18 protein-coding genes are annotated in these 15685 nt (G+C 57.1%); 10 read left to right on the forward strand and 8 right to left on the reverse strand.

The genetic code is table 11. The annotated features are described in order from the left end of the window. Window positions 1-156: 156 nt before the first annotated feature. Entirely contained in the window at window positions 157-1143 is a 987-nt protein-coding gene (locus K3754_RS15055) for a nitronate monooxygenase family protein (RefSeq protein WP_203240818.1), read from the forward strand. 296 nt (window positions 1144-1439) lie between these two features. Here the strand turns inward: K3754_RS15055 and K3754_RS15060 are convergent, their stop codons facing one another. Further along, entirely contained in the window at window positions 1440-2726 is a 1287-nt protein-coding gene (locus K3754_RS15060; RefSeq protein ID WP_259938312.1) for an adenylate/guanylate cyclase domain-containing protein, read from the reverse strand. Then, window positions 2723-3016 carry a nitrate/nitrite transporter NrtS gene (nrtS, locus tag K3754_RS19890; RefSeq protein WP_409202359.1) on the reverse strand — a complete coding sequence of 98 codons (294 nt, stop codon included), beginning with the start codon at window positions 3014-3016 and terminating at the stop codon, window positions 2723-2725. Before nrtS ends, K3754_RS15060 begins: the two co-directional genes overlap by 4 nt. A 256-nt stretch (window positions 3017-3272) precedes the next feature. Here nrtS and K3754_RS15065 point away from each other — a divergent pair, with 256 nt between their 5' ends. Together K3754_RS15065 and K3754_RS15070 are read left to right on the forward strand one after the other, a co-directional pair. Beyond that, complete coding sequence (locus K3754_RS15065; protein ID WP_203210320.1) at window positions 3273-3581, forward strand: EthD family reductase; 309 nt, start codon at window positions 3273-3275, stop codon at window positions 3579-3581. A gap of 53 nt (window positions 3582-3634) precedes the next feature. Further along, window positions 3635-4192, forward strand: a complete 558-nt coding sequence (locus K3754_RS15070) for a hypothetical protein (protein WP_259938313.1) — start codon at window positions 3635-3637, stop codon at window positions 4190-4192. 220 nt (window positions 4193-4412) lie between these two features. Here K3754_RS15070 and K3754_RS15075 read toward each other — a convergent pair whose 3' ends face one another. The 3 genes from K3754_RS15075 to K3754_RS15085 form a co-directional block, all read right to left on the reverse strand. After that, entirely contained in the window at window positions 4413-4826 is a 414-nt protein-coding gene (locus tag K3754_RS15075; protein WP_259938314.1) for a RidA family protein, read from the reverse strand. Between the two features lie 688 nt (window positions 4827-5514). Beyond that, window positions 5515-6318, reverse strand: coding sequence for a class I SAM-dependent methyltransferase (locus K3754_RS15080; protein ID WP_311201430.1), 804 nt, complete (start codon window positions 6316-6318; stop codon window positions 5515-5517). 92 nt (window positions 6319-6410) lie between these two features. Further along, complete coding sequence (locus tag K3754_RS15085; RefSeq protein ID WP_259938315.1) at window positions 6411-6845, reverse strand: thioesterase family protein; 435 nt, start codon at window positions 6843-6845, stop codon at window positions 6411-6413. Window positions 6846-6968: 123 nt separating this feature from the next. Here K3754_RS15085 and K3754_RS15090 point away from each other — a divergent pair, with 123 nt between their 5' ends. Then, entirely contained in the window at window positions 6969-7187 is a 219-nt protein-coding gene (locus tag K3754_RS15090; RefSeq protein WP_259938316.1) for a tautomerase family protein, read from the forward strand. A gap of 304 nt (window positions 7188-7491) precedes the next feature. Here K3754_RS15090 and K3754_RS15095 read toward each other — a convergent pair whose 3' ends face one another. Beyond that, window positions 7492-7872 (reverse strand): VOC family protein, encoded by a 381-nt coding sequence (locus tag K3754_RS15095; protein ID WP_259938317.1) that lies wholly within the window; start codon window positions 7870-7872, stop codon window positions 7492-7494. 39 nt (window positions 7873-7911) lie between these two features. Between K3754_RS15095 and K3754_RS15100 the strand changes: the two genes are divergently transcribed. Next, entirely contained in the window at window positions 7912-8454 is a 543-nt protein-coding gene (locus tag K3754_RS15100) for a winged helix-turn-helix transcriptional regulator (RefSeq protein WP_259938318.1), read from the forward strand. 7 nt (window positions 8455-8461) lie between these two features. Here the strand turns inward: K3754_RS15100 and K3754_RS15105 are convergent, their stop codons facing one another. Next, window positions 8462-8857, reverse strand: coding sequence for an ectoine synthase (locus K3754_RS15105; protein WP_259938319.1), 396 nt, complete (start codon window positions 8855-8857; stop codon window positions 8462-8464). Between the two features lie 70 nt (window positions 8858-8927). Here K3754_RS15105 and K3754_RS15110 point away from each other — a divergent pair, with 70 nt between their 5' ends. The 5 genes from K3754_RS15110 to K3754_RS15130 are packed head-to-tail and all read left to right on the forward strand — an operon-like array spanning window position 8928 to window position 13038. Next, window positions 8928-9536, forward strand: coding sequence for a glutathione S-transferase family protein (locus K3754_RS15110; protein WP_259938320.1), 609 nt, complete (start codon window positions 8928-8930; stop codon window positions 9534-9536). A 47-nt stretch (window positions 9537-9583) separates the two neighbouring features. Then, window positions 9584-10528 carry an aldo/keto reductase gene (locus tag K3754_RS15115; protein ID WP_259938324.1) on the forward strand — a complete coding sequence of 315 codons (945 nt, stop codon included), beginning with the start codon at window positions 9584-9586 and terminating at the stop codon, window positions 10526-10528. Then, complete coding sequence (locus tag K3754_RS15120; RefSeq protein ID WP_259938325.1) at window positions 10521-11600, forward strand: FAD-binding oxidoreductase; 1080 nt, start codon at window positions 10521-10523, stop codon at window positions 11598-11600. Before K3754_RS15115 ends, K3754_RS15120 begins: the two co-directional genes overlap by 8 nt. After that, window positions 11597-12247, forward strand: a complete 651-nt coding sequence (locus K3754_RS15125) for a class I SAM-dependent methyltransferase (protein WP_259938326.1) — start codon at window positions 11597-11599, stop codon at window positions 12245-12247. Before K3754_RS15120 ends, K3754_RS15125 begins: the two co-directional genes overlap by 4 nt. A gap of 2 nt (window positions 12248-12249) precedes the next feature. Then, window positions 12250-13038: a glycoside hydrolase family 25 protein gene (locus K3754_RS15130; RefSeq protein WP_259938327.1), complete on the forward strand. Its 789-nt coding sequence runs from the start codon at window positions 12250-12252 to the stop codon at window positions 13036-13038. Window positions 13039-13093: 55 nt separating this feature from the next. Here the strand turns inward: K3754_RS15130 and K3754_RS15135 are convergent, their stop codons facing one another. Beyond that, window positions 13094-15586 (reverse strand): FAD-dependent oxidoreductase, encoded by a 2493-nt coding sequence (locus tag K3754_RS15135; protein ID WP_259938328.1) that lies wholly within the window; start codon window positions 15584-15586, stop codon window positions 13094-13096. Between the last annotated feature and the right edge of the window lie 99 nt (window positions 15587-15685).

Below are 15685 nucleotides of genomic sequence, written 5' to 3' on the forward strand. Positions count from 1 at the left end.
CCGCAATGGCGGGGTTTGGCCATTGATATGGCACAGGCATGCATCTCAACTTCCAAATCCGAGGTTCGGGAATGTCCAAATGATGCCTTAGCTTAATTGACAGCGCCACATATTGGACGCTCAATGCAGAGCATCAATAAGGGAGACCCTTTGCCGATGCGCCTTTTGGATACCTTGCAAGTGACAAAACCAATACTCTCCGCCCCGATGGCCGGCGCGGCGGGGCCGGATTTGGTGGCTGCGGTCTGCAATGCGGGCGGTTACGGTGTCATTCCGCTTTGGGGTAAGTCAAAAGATCAAGTGGCTTGCGGAATTGAAGAGCTGCGCGCCCTGACGGATCGGAATTTTGCGGTCAATTTGAACCTGTCTTTTCCCTATGAAGATCAACTGGACATATGCATCGCCGAAGGGGTGCATGGCGTGTCATTGTTCTGGGGCATGGAGCCGTCAGCCATCGCACGGGCGAAGGCAGGTGGATTGACAGTTCTGATGAGCGTGGGAAACGCCAAAGAAGCGAAAGCAGCGGCCGAGGCCGGTGCCGATGTGATTGTCGCGCAGGGATGGGAGGCCGGAGGCCACGTTTGGGGGCAGGTTTCCACCATGGCCCTGATCCCCGCCGTTGTGGATGCGGTTGATATACCGGTTGTGGCCGCTGGTGGGATCGCTGACGGAAGGGGCATGGCAGCCGCCATGATGCTGGGCGCATCAGGTGTCTGGATCGGTACACGACTGCTGGCCAGTTCGGAGGCGACAATCCACGAGGTTTATCGCAACCGCATTCTGCAAGCATCAGAGGCCGACACACAATGGGCCCATGACCTGTATGATGTTGGCTGGCCGGACGCGCCGCACCGCGCCCTTTCCAACTCGACGTCGCAGGAATGGTTGCAAACAGGATCTTCTGCCCCAGGTCACCGGCCAAATGAAAATGAGCAGATTGGCAGACGTCCCAATGGTGACCCGGTTGTTCGGTATCAGAGTTATACCCCCTTGCCTGAAACATCAGGTGACGTGGAGGCGATGTCGCTTTGGTCAGGCCAAGGCGTATCATTGGTACGCAAAGTGATGCCCGCCGCCGATATTGTTGAAGAGATCTATCAAGAGGCAAAAAAGCGCCTGCAAACTGGCCATTCAGTGCTCTGATCCCTGCGAGATCCATTGCGGGCTTTTGGTCCGGCACTATGGCTGAAGGTAAGAGTTTCTGAGTAAATTCAAGAGCATCTCACCTGCCTTGGGCATCCTGTTTCAATCAAGTGCCAAGAGAAAATATTGAAAGCTTTTTGGCCTTTGGTGGGACAGTCTTCGATCAAACGCTCCGCAGCAGTGATCCATTTGGGGCTCCTCGCAGACCTTTTGTGCATTGCACGCAGGAGGTGCCAGAACACAACCGCTTCTGGCAAAGGCACACCCTCCCCTTTCCGCATCGCTGAAAGTTGCCCCTAGCGATCGCCCGTATCGTCGAGTTGGGTTTGAAAGCGGGCCTCGATTTCACGCAATTCTTCAATGGCGCTGCGAATATCCGAGCTGTCGATGATGTTGACCTCAACCCGTTGACCGGTGTGGGACAACTGCCTGCCTGAGGTCCGGTCTTTGGATGCCACATATTCCGAAAGCTCGAAGTACTGAACAGGTCGTTTGAAGCCGCGCGGAATGAACTCACCCTTGCCTTCAACTTTCACATGCGCCTCGACCAGTGAAACGGTGTTCTGATCCATGACTATTTTCTTTGGATCGGCCAATCCCTGAAGTCGTGCAGCCAAGTTTACCGGGCTGCCCAAAACGGTGTAGTCAAGCCGCTGATCCGAGCCAAAGTTTCCGACGGTACAATAGCCCGTGGCAATGCCAATCCTGACGCGCAAGCCGTTGGTAACACCATTTTTCTTCCAGAAACTTTGCAGCTGCTCGACACGTTCCTGCATCCTTACCGCCATTTCAACACACCGCAGGGCATCCTCTGCATCCCCTTGGGTTTCCGGGTCTCCAAAGAAGACCAGGATTGCGTCGCCAATAAACTTGTCGATGGTGCCACCACACTCGATGGCGATGTTTGTCATTTCCGACAGATACGAATTGATCACGGTTGCCAGACGTTCCGGCTCCATCGTGTCGCTCAGGTCGGTGAACTGCACGATATCGGAAAAGAAGATCGTCAGATTTTTGCGCGCATGTGTTCTGGACGCATCCTCTGTCTCGGAGAAAATACTGTTATAGATCTGCGGAGACAGGTACTTGGCCAGCCGATTTGCCAATGACTCAAGTTGCTGGCTCTTCTGTTCTATAATTTCTCGGTCACGAATTTTCTGCTCAAGCAAATCCTCTCGTTCGCGCCGCAGCGACCATTCAGCGGTCCGGTCGACAAACTGGCCCTGAACACCATTGAGGTAGGAAAAATCACTGTTCTGCGTGTATGTGGACAGCAATGAGAACACGCGATCCTCGCCTTCGACCGAGACCTGAACATGCGGCAAGAGCACGGATCCGTCTTGCTCCAGGCCCGTTCTGAATAGATCAATCTGATTGCCCGGCAGGCCCAGACGCTCCAGCACATCCAGCATGGATGTATCCGTGGCGTCGCCCAATTCAGGAAAAAAGACGCGGAAATTTTCGTTCACGCGTCGGATTTCAAGATCCTTGTTGGCAAAATACGCAGCTGTGATGGCATTCTCGAAGTTGAAGAAACTGAGGCCCAGAATGGTTTTCTGATTGAAAAACTGCTCAGCATTCATGACGAGTGCCCGTTAAGTTGGGCATTGGTGTCTTGATCCCTGAACTGCCGCTCCGCTTGCGCAATTTTACCCGTCACAGCGCCCCAGGTCGTGACGCAATAGGGGACGCAATACGTCAGCAGCACTTTCAGAAACGGTGGGAATTGCCCAGCCAGAATGAGATCTCCATGATTGATGGCCGTCAGCAGGGTGCCAACGATCAGAGCCGTGACAGCCGCTTTGTGCGGTGTGCCATCTCCGAAAAGCAAGGACGGCCAATCTGGCCTCTTTCGTGATATCTCGTTCGACATATCGCAAGTCTCCGCTCTGGGTTCAGACAAAATGTTCGACCGGAACGCCAGGCGGCCAATGGCTCGTAGGCAGATGATAGGGGCACATCAAGCGATGTGACAGGTCTTTCTTTACCTGTCGTCCCCCCCGAGGTTTGGCCCGTTTATCGCGCCGGCATCCACCTCAGGAATTTTAATCACGCTTGGAAGTGCCCCCATTGAGGGGTAGCGTCCCATGACCGGCCCAATCACTGGCGCTGGCAAACGGGAGAAAACAATGACGCTTTCACTGCAGGTTTTATACACAACAGAAAATGGCACGACATTCGATCATGCCTATTACGCGTCAACACATATGCCCATCGTGACCGAGCATATGGGCCCTCATATTGAGAAAACGCTGATCACCAAAGGCTTGGCAGGTGGCCCGGATACCCCCGCCGGTTATCATGCCATTGCAACCATGACCTTTGCCGATCAGGCGGCGTTGGATGCTGCAATGGCCGCTGCGGGTCCGGCACTGCAGGACATTCCAAATTTCTTCAGCGGAGATCCCAAGATGCTCATCGGCGAAGTTGCCGATTGAACGGAAAACTTTTCTGCGTTGCGGCCAATGTCAGCCCATGGGACCATCGGTTGATGGGCAACCCGAGACTACAGGGCAAATTCGGGATGTTAATAAATGACCTTCCAAAGGCTGCATTGGCCGTTGCAATGCTTGATACGTCCGCTTTTGCCGAAGCAGATTTGGGGCAGGAATGGGTCAATGCTATGAACGCCTGTGAAATGCTGGTTTCCAAGCAATCCTTTGATGGTTTTCAAAACTATGCCGATACTCAGTCTAAACTGAATGTTACACCACAGCTTGAGCGTGGCTTTAAGCATCCCACTATGCCATTGATTGTGAGTGCTATTTCAGACGGTTCTGAGTGGTTCCTGTGCGTTGTGACGGGTGACACCGGGAATGAGCAAGGGGCAATAATCGGCACCCTGACAGGAACGCTCCTTGCTCAAATAAGAGACTTCGGAAACCGAACCATGGCGTTTGACGATGCAAAGACCGTTGCACCAGTCCGTGTCATTTGTCATGCAGATGGACGTCTGACCTCGGTCTTCGCATTTTATGGCGAAGACCGGGAGTTGAGGGTCGCCGCCGCAAACCAACTGCCAAAAGGCACAAGTAGTCCCTGCCACTAGAAGCGGACATCCGGTTGTGAAGGAGCATTGTCCGCATACGACCGGTTCATGCACCGCACGGCGAACGGCGATGTTATCCGAACCGGCTACAGCTGACCCATGCCGCGAATGTGTTGAAAAAGCTCATACGGCCCCGGATCACGTGGTGACAGGGCGCTTCTCAGATGGACGTTTAGACCAGGGCCAGAACCCATTCGCGCAGCAAGCGATCGCCGACGGTTCATTCATGGGATGAGCCCGGCGTTTCAGGAATGACGGCATCGACCTCGATCTCAACGAGCCATTCGGGATTCACAAAGCGATTGATGGCCATGATCGTATCGACCGGTCGGGCATCTATGCAGTATTTCTTTCGGGCTTCGATGGCCTCCTTCCAATTGTCAATGTCGGTCAGGATCACCCGCGTTCGCACGATATCTGCCAAGCCCGAACCGGCATCTTCAAGTGCTGCCTTGATGATCTCGAAACACTGTGTGGTTTGTGCGAAGACATCACCAATCCCGACCGTTTTGCCATTTGCATCGACGGGGGCGGTGCCGCCGACGGCAACAAATGACCCGACCCTCACGGCTCTGCTGAAACCGACGATTTTCTCCATCGGATTTCCATTCGAGATAAGTTGACGACCGGACATGACAGGAGAACTCCCTATGTTGACCTTATTCAGTATAGCGAAGAACCACAGGGGAGTCGCGTGGTTTACCGACCTGCCGTGCAGCCGGATCTGTCATGCCACCCCGCCGCCGGTTGGGCATCGTGCAGCGCGGGGCGCAATCACAAAGTGGTCTTGTACACACCAGCCTGGAAGACACGCCCCGGTCCACTCTGCCAAGATCGGTGCAAACCGCGGTAAATGGCAGGTGGGGGACCAAAGACAGTGAACAGCCACTTACCAAGTCAATCAGACAAGCAACAGCGTTCCAAATTTTCCGGCTGGGTCGCGACAGCCATAGGTCCACTTGTTCTGGTGGATCTTATTGTCGAGTTGGCCATCACTTTTTCCGACGCCATCCCCATGGCGAGCGAAATTGTTCATCGGATGGGGCTATCGGTTCAGAAAATTACGGTCGCCAACTGGCATTTGCGCTCCTTAATCTGAGATTGCGATTTGCCCTTGGCCCTTCCCCTTTGATTTAATGAAAGTTCGAAAACCGACCGAGGCATAATCTCTCGCAGATTTGGAAACTTACCGCTGGCCATTAAATTCGATTGCCCCCCTTCCGGCGCGGGCTGAGCCGCCAATAGTAGTCTCTGGAGATCCAAGGGTAATGAAATCGGTTTTCTGATGCAGCCGCCATTCCCTGTATCGCGCACTTTGATTGTCACAAGGCCCGCGACGCCGAAACAACATTGGCGCTATGGGGAAAATGTAACGCGGTTCCATCATAACAGGCACCGAACTCTTTAAGCATATCATCATGCAATGCTGTTCTTTCAGCCTGGTTCATTGCAGCGATGCGTTCCGCAACAGGAGTGGCCATCATCAAACCGTTTACAAAAGCGGACCCATCTTCGGCTTCGAGATCAAGAACAACCGTCTCGACGGCGACCTGCCCGAAACCCGCATCGTCGAACAGAGCCTGCACCTTCTCCGCGTCGGGAAAACCACAAACCGCACGGATTGCCTGGGTGGCCTCTTCCCCGAAATAGCGGCTGAACGCCGCCACCTGTGCCTGCATCAAGGGATTTTCTTCCAAACCACGCGCCGTGCAAAACACGGCCCTGCCACCGGGTTTCAAGACTCGCAGACATTCGGACACAGCGGTAGGTTTGTCTGGAAAAAACTGAAGACCTTGCTGACAAATGATCGCATCAAAGCTTTCATCCTCGAAAGGCAGGTCTAGTGCATCTGCCAATTGAAAAGTCGCGTTCAGCCCGGCCGAGCGTTCCTTTGCAACAGCCAACATACCGGGATTGATATCACCACCTGTCGCCATAACACCTGACCGGGTTGCCAATCGCGCGACGATCCCTGTACCGCAGGCAAGATCGAGAAGGCGGTCACCGGGCGCAAAGTCCACCCGCGCAATCAGGTCGTTGGCCCATGGGGTGAAGATGACAGGTACGAGGTGTTCTTCGTATCGCTCCGCCATATTGCCGCTGAGTTGCCATTCCGTGTTCACCATGTTGTTCCCCTCCCGCACTGCATGTTTAATCGAATTCGCCCAGTCTTTCTGCGGCCACGCTGTCTACCTTCACAGGATGCGAACGGTTTGCCCTATGCGCTGTCCGCATCATTTTCCAACCATGCACTCGCTCTTTGCCGGACATCATCCGGGATGTCCGTTGCTCTGCGTGTTTCCAGATTGAGCATGACACATTTGAACAGTGTTTCAAACGCGATTGCATCGTCTTCGGACCGGATAAGGCGGTGGCGAAATGTGATGGATTTGGTCCCCATGGCGACAATCGACGTTTCCAACCGAATGGCATCACCCGATGACAGTTCTGAGCGAAAATCGCTTTCGGCATGTACGACTGCAAACGACAGCTTGCGGCCCGAACGCATGTCACTGACGGTTAAACCCATCTCTGCTTGAATGGCAAACACACCATCTGAACAGGCGGCAAAGTACTTTGAAACATTCATATGCCCCAGAAAATCACAATCCGAGGGGTCGACAACAGAACGGAAGGAAATCATGGCAGTCATTCTCTGGCGCCTTTCTGTTTGAACTGGCAATTTTTCAGTAAAAACTATCATGGGTCGCGTCGCAGACCAAACGATCGCTGCGATGATTGATCGGCCGCATGGCTACAGTCAAAGGAGCAAGCAATGCCATCCATCGATATCCAAGTTCTAGAAGGTGTATTTTCGACAAAGGAGAAAGCCGAGATAATACAAAAGGTGACAGATGCCTTCGGCGAAGTAGCCGGTCAGACGATCAGAGCCGGAACATCCGTTCGTATACACGAGGTGCGCAGTGGTGCATGGGGATACGGCGGAAATATTCTCAAAACAGAAGATGCTTTGGAGATGCGCGCACGCAGCTGATCAGGTGTCCAGATTCTAACTCAACCCAGCCTCAATTTTGAGCTGCGGACGATTGCCACTCCGGCATTTTCGATGGTTTGCCATGGTGCGCGTGAACGGCTGCTTATCTCGCCTCGCCGTCGCCGGCCGAGTGTGCATAGGTTTGCCGTTCAGGGGTCATATCTCGAAACACAAGAAATCGGGTGTTGGGCGCTTTTGGCAGAAAGCTCGTTTCGTCCCGCCCAACCAATCCTTCGCATTTTGTCAAAGCCGGAAAGTCGCTGCCTGCTGGGCAAAGTAAGGCACGCGCCGTTTGTCCAGCGCCCTACTGTGATTGCCCGGTGAGGTCTTCGGCAAGCATCAATGCGTTGCCATCGGGGTCATAGAAGGTTGCTGTTTTCACCATCCCTTCGACCACATCGGTTGCACCGCCAAATTTGACCTCGGCCTGTTCCAGCGCCTGCCTTGCAGTATCGAGATCGGCGGTCCCGAAAACCGGTACGCAGTTGCCGGGCGCGGGTTTGGTGTGCTCGCCCAGGCCAAGTGTGACGCCTGCGGTATTGGTTTGAAGCTCTGACCAGCCTGCCTCGTCTGCGTGGTATAGCGTTTCAAACCCCAGCATGCGTTCAAACCATGCGGCGCTGGCATGTCGGTCCTTGACGGAGAATGCGATGGTGATGGTCTTGTCCAACGAAATGAGCGACATGGTCTTTCCTTACGATTCTAAATATACTAACTATACTTTATGGACATAGCGCTGTTTGTCAACATCACCTCAAGAGCTTGGGCGCTGCCCATCTTGTCGAACCTCCATGAAGGTGTCGCGGCGCGGCAGGCGCCATTGCTGGCCGCGACGGGGGCAAGCCGGACCGCATTCGCGCAGAGTCTGGACCATCTGATCAAAATAGGGTTGGTGGAAAGAAACCCCGGCTACGGGCACCCCCTGCGCCCGGAGTTTAGACTGACGGCGCAGGGCATTGCCGCTGCAGCAATCGCCAACAAAGTTCAAAAGGTTCCAATGGATGAAGGTCAGGATTTGCTGCGCAGGTCATGGACATTGCCGGTGCTGACATCGCTTCATGCGCCAAGTCATTTCAATCAGATCAAACGAAATCTGCAAACCATTACGGACCGGGCTTTGTCCCAGTCGTTGAAGTCGATGGAGAGCAGAAATTGGGTCTGCCGCAGCGTTGACCAGGCCGCCCGCCCGCCCAGATCGATTTATCGTGCCGTGAATACAGGGGAAGTGATCAGCAGGATCACTGCACCTGAAATCAGGTTTGGCTAGGGTCAGATCATCCCTCCGGCGCGGCATAGCTGCCATCTGGCCCATGCACCTCATCGCCCTGAAGCGCCGGTGAGAACACGCAGATCAGATGCAGCGCATCGCCGTCCTCGGGCACATGCACCTCGTGCCGGTCATGGGCATTGGGCGCATAAAGAACCCCAGGCGTGATCTCGTGGCGCGTGCCGCTGTCCAGTTCAATCACCGTCCCTGCCCCGCCGATGCAATAGCAGGCCTCGATGTGGTGTTTGTATTCCAGCCGCAGCACGGCGCCGGGCAGTACATGGGTTTCGGTCATGGAAAACCCCATGCCATCGGACTTGACCAAAAGCCGCAGGCTGGTCCAGCCCGGACCGGCAGCGTCGCGTTCTGTGCCGCGCAATTGTCTGTGATCTTGAACAATCATTTCACTGCGTCCCTTTTCATTCCCTGATCTGGGTCTAGACTGACAGCAGCCGCATTTGAAAGTCCATGCCATGATCCATGTTCACCATCTCAACCGATCCCGTTCGCACCGCATTTTGTGGCTGCTGGAGGAACTGGGCGAGCCCTATACCATCGCCCATTACAAACGTGATGCGCAGACCAATCTGGCCCCGCCCGAGTTGCAGCTGGTGCATCCCTTGGGCAAATCCCCGATGATCGAGCTGGACGGCACGTTGATCACCGAAAGTGCGGCGATTGTCGAAGTCCTATGCGGTCGTTACGCGCCGGAAATGATTCCGGAGCGGGACACGCCAGCCTATCTGCGGCATCTGGAGCTGATGCATTTCGCCGAAGGCTCGGCCATGACACCGATCTTGCTGAACCTTTACGTGGGGCGTTTGGGCGATGCGGGCAAACCGCTGCATCCGCGCATCACGGCAGAGCTCGACAACCATTACCGCTATATGAACAGCCTTGTGCGCCCCTCGGGGCATTTTGTGCAAGACAGCCTGTCTGCGGCGGATATCATGCTGAGCTTTCCAGCGGAGATTGCAATGCGGCAAGAGCGGGCCAAGGACTTTCCCGCGCTGGCCGGGTTTGTGCAGATGATCCAGAACCGGCCTGCATATCAACGGGCATTGGAAAAGTCCGAAGAGTAGAGCCGCGCCCCATTGCACCGCTCCGCGCCGCATGCCACCGTCGCGTTATGAAACAGACTTTGACCAGCCCCAATGGCACCCCCGCCAGCCGCTTTGCCTTTGGCACGATGCAATTTGGCGGACGCGCCGATGAAGCGCAGTCGCGCGAGATGTTTGACGCCTGTCTGGCGGCGGGCATCACCCATTTTGACACGGCACATGTTTACACAGGTGGCGCCTCAGAGACCCTTCTGGGACGGTTCGTACAGGACCGGCGCGAGGATCTGATCATTGCGACCAAGGCCGCCTATGATGGCGGTGCGGGACGGGACAACTTGCTGGCCTCGGCGGAAACTTCGCGGCAGCGGATGGGTCTCGACACGCTGGACGTGCTGTACCTGCACCGGTTTGATCCAGACACTGACATGCACGAAAGTTTTGAGACCCTCGCCGGACTGAAAGAACGTGGACATGTCCGGCACATCGGCCTGTCGAACTTTGCCGCGTGGCAAGTGGTCAAGGCCGCAAACATCGCGGCTAAATTTGATCTTGAGATCGCGGTGCTGCAACCGATGTACAATCTGGTCAAGCGGCAGGCCGAGGTCGAGATCCTGCCAATGGCGGATGATCTGGGCATTCTCGTCGCGCCCTATTCGCCGCTGGGCGGAGGGTTGTTGACCGGGAAATATGCGGCGGGTGATGACGAAGGGCGTCTGGCGCAAGACAGCCGCTATGCCGCGCGATATGGCCAGCAACAGATGCATGATGCGGCACGAGGGCTGACACAGATCGCGGCGGAGGTTGGCGTACATCCCGCAACATTGGCCGTGGCTTGGGTGGCCAAACATCCCACCGCACCTTCGCCGATCATTTCCGCCCGCAGCGGGGCGCAATTGCGGCCATCACTGGCGGCGCTGAGCTATGTGATGTCCGATGCGCTTTATGATCAGATCACCGCGCTTTCAGTCACCCCGCCCCCGGCGACAGACCGGCTGGAGGAACAGGGTGAGTGATATTGTCGTTATTGGCGGCGGCATCGCCGGGTTGTCAGCAGCGGCGCGGCTGTCTGAGCATTTCCGCGTCACCGTTCTGGAGCGAGAACAGGCCACCGGCTATCACGCTTCGGGGCGGTCTGCCGCGATGTTTGAGCAGAACTATGGACTGCCCAGCACCATTGCGCTGAACAAGGCCAGCGCCGCCTACCACCGCGAGGCCAACGGCGGATATCTCAGCCCGCGCGGATTGATGATCATCGCCCGCGATGATGAGGCGGACGCGTTTGAGGATGATGTGGTCACCATGGGGATCGACCGGATTTCCAAGAACCGCGCGATGGAACTGGTCCCCATCCTTGATCCGGCCAAGTTCACGTTCGCCGGCTATCACGAGGCCGGCTATGACATCGACACCGACCGTTTGATGCAGGATTTCATTCGGCAGATCCGGGGCAATGGCGGCGCAATTGTCACCAAGGCGGAGGTCACGGCAATCACCCGTCAGGCGGATGGTTGGCAGGTTGTGGCTGCAGGCCAGACCTATGGCGCGGCCAAGCTGGTCAATGCGGCAGGGGCATGGGCCGATGAGGTGGCGCAGGCAGCAGGCATTGCGCCGATAGGGATCACGCCGCGCCGCCGGTCCATGGCACGCATTCCAGCGCCAGACGGGCTAGATCCGCAAAATTGGCCGATGTTCTTTGGCGTTGGCGAAAGCTGGTACGCAAAGCCCGATGCGGGTGCATTGCTGGTCTCCCCCGCCGATGAAGACGTGGTTGCGCCGCAGGATGCATGGGCCGACGATATGGTGCTGGCCGAGGGGTTGGCGCGGTATGAAGGCATGGTGCGCACACCGGTTACACGGTTGTTGGCGTCTTGGGCAGGGCTGCGCAGTTTTGCACCGGACAAGGCGCTGGTTTTGGGGCCTGATCCTGAGGATGAGAGTTTCGTCTGGTGCGCCGGACAAGGCGGTTACAGGTTTCAGACAGCCCCGGCGGCATCACAATTGCTGGCTGATCTGGTGCGCGGGGTGACATCTGCCCTGCCCGACGGTCTGGTGGCACAGCTCTTGCCGGATCGGTTGCGCAAATGACACGCAAGCTGCCCTCAACCGCCAGCGTGGCCATCGCCCAAGATGGCGCAAAACTGCACGCGCCGGCGGCGGCCCGCAATGCACAGGCTCTGCGCAATCTGCTGCTGGATCATGCCCCCAAGACAGGGCGGGCGCTGGAGATTGCCAGCGGCACGGGACAGCATATCGTGGAATTTGCCACCGCCCTACCGGGCCTTCACTGGCAGCCGACAGATATTGAGGCGGAGCGCCGCGCCAGTATTGATGCCCATGTGGCCGAGGCGGGCCTGTCCAACGTGGCCCCTGCCGCGCATCTGAACGCAGTGGAGGCCGGATGGCATGACGCCCATGCTCCGTTTGATCTGATTGTTCTGGTGAACCTTCTGCATCTGATATCCGAGGCCGAGGTGCGGACCGTGATCACCGAGGCGGCGCAGGCACTGAGGCCGCAGGGAGTGCTGGTCCTTTACGGCCCGTTCAAACGCGAGGGCCGGTTGACCAGCGAAGGCGACGTGCGGTTTCACGATCAGCTGCGCACCGCCGATCCGGCCATCGGTTACAAAGATACGCTCGACATGAGGCGTTGGCTTGGGGATGCTGGGCTGACGGCGGTGCAGACCATTGAGATGCCCGCCAACAACCTGGCTTTTGTGTCGCGAAAGATTTGATCATGAAATTATCCCGGTGCCTTGCTGTCCTTGCCCTTTTTGCCCTTGCGGCCTGCGGCGGATCCAGCGGGCCACCGGCAGAGCCGGGGGTTTTGTTTCCCGCCCGGTTTGGCGACACGGATCCGGTTGATTTTGCCAATCCCAAGCCCTCGCGCTTTGCCGTTCACGGGATTGACGCGGCGCGATTTCAAAAGAGCATCAACTGGAACACCGCACGGCGCAACGGGGTGAACTTTGCCTTTCTGAAGGCCACAGAGGGTGGTGATCTGCTCGACCCATCTTTCAAGAGCCATTGGCGCGGCGCGGGCCGTGCGGGGATGTATCGCGGCGCTTACCATTTCTATTATTTCTGCACCGCGCCTGAGGTGCAGGCGGCGTGGTTCATTCGCAATGTTCCCCGCACGGCCGGTGCCCTGCCGCCGGTTCTGGATATGGAATGGAACCCCTTTTCACCCACCTGCGCCCATGTGCGCCCACCAGCCGCCGAGGTGCGGGCGCAGATGCGCAAATGGCTGCGGATCGTTGAGGGCCATTACGGGCAGAGGCCAATCATCTACACCACGCCCAAGTTCTTTTCCGAGAATGGGTTGGGGCTGTTTCAGGGCTATGATTTCTGGCTGCGCACCACGGCCAAAACACCGGCAGAGGCCTATCCCGGCCAAAGCTGGACGTTCTGGCAATACACCGCAACAGGCGCCGTTCCGGGGATTGCCGGTGAGGTGGATTTGAATGCCTTTGGGGGATCGGCAGAGGACTGGAACGCCTGGGTTGCGCGGCGGGCTGCGCCCTAAGATCTCTGGCGGATAGGGTGGGTAAGCCGGGCAGAATGCCCGGCCTGCGTTTTGCTTAACCGTCTACGCGAATGGTTGCGTTTTTCGGATCATAGGGGCTGTCTTCGACGATCTCGGCATCCCAGAGCTGATCAAACATTTTGACCTTCAGCTTGGTGCCAACCACCGCATGTTCTGGCTTGACGTAGCCCATGCCGATGGATTTGCCGAAGGCCACGGAGTAGCCGCCGGATGTCAAACGGCCCGTGCGTTCCCCTTCGACATAAAGCACCTCACGGCCCCATGGATCGGCATCGTCTGGCCCGTCGATCAGAAGGGTGACGCATTTGGCGCGGATGCCGGTCTTTTCCATCGCTTCTTTGCCGTAGAAGTCTTTGCTCAGGTCAACAAAACGTGGCAGATCGGCCTCAAGCGGGGTCGCGTCGCGGCCCAGTTCGGTGCCAAAGGCACGGTAAGACTTTTCCTGACGCAGCCAGTTTTGCGCCCGTGCGCCCACCAGCTTCATCCCGTGCTTTTCGCCCGCTTTCTCAAGCTGATCAAAGAGATAGTTCTGCATCTCGATAGGGTGATGCAATTCCCAGCCCAGCTCGCCGGTATAGGCCACGCGGATCGCCTTGACCGGGCACATGCCCAGTTCGATGTTGCGCATGGTCAGCCACGGGAACCGCTTGTTCGACAGGGCGGTTTCGGGATCGGCGTCCTTGATGATCTCTTTGAGAACATCGCGGGATTTTGGACCTGCGATGGCAAAGACCCCCCATTGCGTGGTCACATCGTGGCATTCGATGTAGCCAAATTCGGGCGCTTTGTCCTCGATCGCCTTGCGCAGATAGTCGCTGTCGTAGGCCGTCCATGCCCCGGCAGAAACCAGATAGTAGCTGTCCTGTCCGGTGCGCACGATGGTGTATTCGGTGCGCGTGGTGCCATGGGAGGTCAGCGCATAGGTCAGGTTGATCCGGCCCACGGAAGGCAGTTTGTTGCAGGTGAACCAATCGAGGAAGCGGGTTGCACCCGGTCCTTTGACCACATGTTTGGTAAAGGCTGTGGCGTCGATCAAGCCCACGCCTTCGCGCACGGCCTTGGCCTCTTCCACCGCGTATTGCCACCAACCGCCACGGCGGAAGCTGCGGCTGTCGTGGTCGTTGAACCCTTCGGGGGCAAAATAGTTGGGGCGTTCCCAGCCGTTGACCCAGCCGAATTGTGCGCCGCGTGCGGCTTGGCGGTCATAGGCCGGCGAGGTGCGCAGCGGACGGCAGGCGGGGCGCTCTTCGTCCGGGTGGTGCAGGATATAGACGTGATCGTAGCACTCTTCGTTTTTGCGCGCCGCAAATTCGGTCGTCATCCAGTCGCCGTAGCGTTTGGGGTCAAGCGACGCCATATCGATCTCGGCTTCGCCCTCGACCATCATCTGCGCGAGGTAATAACCGGTGCCGCCCGCAGCGGTGATGCCGAAAGAGAAACCTTCGGCCAGCCACATGTTGCGCAGGCCCGGTGCAGGACCGACAAGCGGGTTGCCATCGGGGGTGTAGCAGATCGGACCGTTGAAATCATCTTTCAGGCCGCAATCCTCACAGGAGGGCACGCGGTGGATCATCGCGGCGTATTGGTCTTCGATCCGCTCAAGATCCAGTTGGAACAGATCCGCGCGGAAGCTGTCTGGCACGCCGTATTCAAAGCGTGCTGGCGCGTCTTTTTCATAGACGCCCAAGATCCAGCCGCCGCGTTCCTCGCGCACGTAGGATTGCGCGTCGGCGTCGCGGATGACGGGGTGTTCGGCATTGCCTTCACCGCGAAACTTCACTAGCTCGGGGTCTTGATCCATGACGATGAACTGGTGCTCAACCGGGATGGCGGGCATTTTGATGCCCAGCATCTTGGCGGTGCGCTGTGCGTGGTTGCCGCTGGCAGTCACGACATGTTCGGCGGTGATGACGATCTGTTCGTCGGACGGCACAAGGTTGCCGCCCTTTTCAATCATCTTGGTTGCGGTGACTTCCCAGGCTTCGCCGTTCCAATGGAAAGCATCGGCCTGCCATTTGCGTTCAATCATCACGCCGCGCTGACGGGCGCCCTTGGCCATCGCCATGGTGACATCGGCCGGGTTAATGTAGCCGTCGGTCTGGTGATAGAGCGCGCCCTTGAGATCCTCGGTGCGGATCAACGGCCATTTGGCCTTTACCTCATCAGGGGTCATGAACTCATAGGGCACACCACAGGTTTCGGCGGTGGAGGCGTAGAGCATGTATTCGTCCATGCGCGCGTCTGTCTGGGCCATGCGCAGGTTGCCAACGACGGCAAAACCGGCGTTCAGGCCGGTCTCTTCCTCAAGAGTTTTGTAGAACTTGATGGAGTAGTCATGAATATGCGTCGTGGCATAGGACATGTTGAAATACGGCAGCAGCCCTGCCGCATGCCAGGTGGAGCCGGATGTCAGTTCATCCCGTTCCAGCAACATAACATCATCCCAGCCCGCACGGGCGAGGTGATAGGCAATGGACGTGCCGACAGCACCCCCGCCCACGACCAATGCTTTGACTTGCGTTTTCATTTGACGATTCCTTTGATCTCAATTGATCCTGTTTTACGGATTGGCCCTAGAATACGCGGGCACCAGCCGACCCAACATGTTAAAAAACCGACCTGCGCT

It is taken from the genome of Sulfitobacter sp. M368, from assembly GCF_025141875.1.
GTDB classification, from domain to species: domain Bacteria; phylum Pseudomonadota; class Alphaproteobacteria; order Rhodobacterales; family Rhodobacteraceae; genus Sulfitobacter; species Sulfitobacter mediterraneus_A.

Bases quoted from the DNA above. Each gene is read 5' to 3' on its own strand.
- K3754_RS15055 (WP_203240818.1), top strand. From the start codon at position 157: ATGCGCCTTTTGGATACCTTGCAAGTGACAAAACCAATACTCTCCGCC.
- K3754_RS15060 (WP_259938312.1), bottom strand. From the start codon at position 2,726: ATGAATGCTGAGCAGTTTTTCAATCAGAAAACCATTCTGGGCCTCAGT.
- nrtS (WP_409202359.1), bottom strand. From the start codon at position 3,016: ATGTCGAACGAGATATCACGAAAGAGGCCAGATTGGCCGTCCTTGCTT.
- K3754_RS15065 (WP_203210320.1), top strand. From the start codon at position 3,273: ATGACGCTTTCACTGCAGGTTTTATACACAACAGAAAATGGCACGACA.
- K3754_RS15070 (WP_259938313.1), top strand. From the start codon at position 3,635: ATGGGCAACCCGAGACTACAGGGCAAATTCGGGATGTTAATAAATGAC.
- K3754_RS15075 (WP_259938314.1), bottom strand. From the start codon at position 4,826: ATGTCCGGTCGTCAACTTATCTCGAATGGAAATCCGATGGAGAAAATC.
- K3754_RS15080 (WP_311201430.1), bottom strand. From the start codon at position 6,318: ATGGTGAACACGGAATGGCAACTCAGCGGCAATATGGCGGAGCGATAC.
- K3754_RS15085 (WP_259938315.1), bottom strand. From the start codon at position 6,845: ATGACTGCCATGATTTCCTTCCGTTCTGTTGTCGACCCCTCGGATTGT.
- K3754_RS15090 (WP_259938316.1), top strand. From the start codon at position 6,969: ATGCCATCCATCGATATCCAAGTTCTAGAAGGTGTATTTTCGACAAAG.
- K3754_RS15095 (WP_259938317.1), bottom strand. From the start codon at position 7,872: ATGTCGCTCATTTCGTTGGACAAGACCATCACCATCGCATTCTCCGTC.
- K3754_RS15100 (WP_259938318.1), top strand. From the start codon at position 7,912: ATGGACATAGCGCTGTTTGTCAACATCACCTCAAGAGCTTGGGCGCTG.
- K3754_RS15105 (WP_259938319.1), bottom strand. From the start codon at position 8,857: ATGATTGTTCAAGATCACAGACAATTGCGCGGCACAGAACGCGACGCT.
- K3754_RS15110 (WP_259938320.1), top strand. From the start codon at position 8,928: ATGATCCATGTTCACCATCTCAACCGATCCCGTTCGCACCGCATTTTG.
- K3754_RS15115 (WP_259938324.1), top strand. From the start codon at position 9,584: ATGAAACAGACTTTGACCAGCCCCAATGGCACCCCCGCCAGCCGCTTT.
- K3754_RS15125 (WP_259938326.1), top strand. From the start codon at position 11,597: ATGACACGCAAGCTGCCCTCAACCGCCAGCGTGGCCATCGCCCAAGAT.
- K3754_RS15130 (WP_259938327.1), top strand. From the start codon at position 12,250: ATGAAATTATCCCGGTGCCTTGCTGTCCTTGCCCTTTTTGCCCTTGCG.
- K3754_RS15135 (WP_259938328.1), bottom strand. From the start codon at position 15,586: ATGAAAACGCAAGTCAAAGCATTGGTCGTGGGCGGGGGTGCTGTCGGC.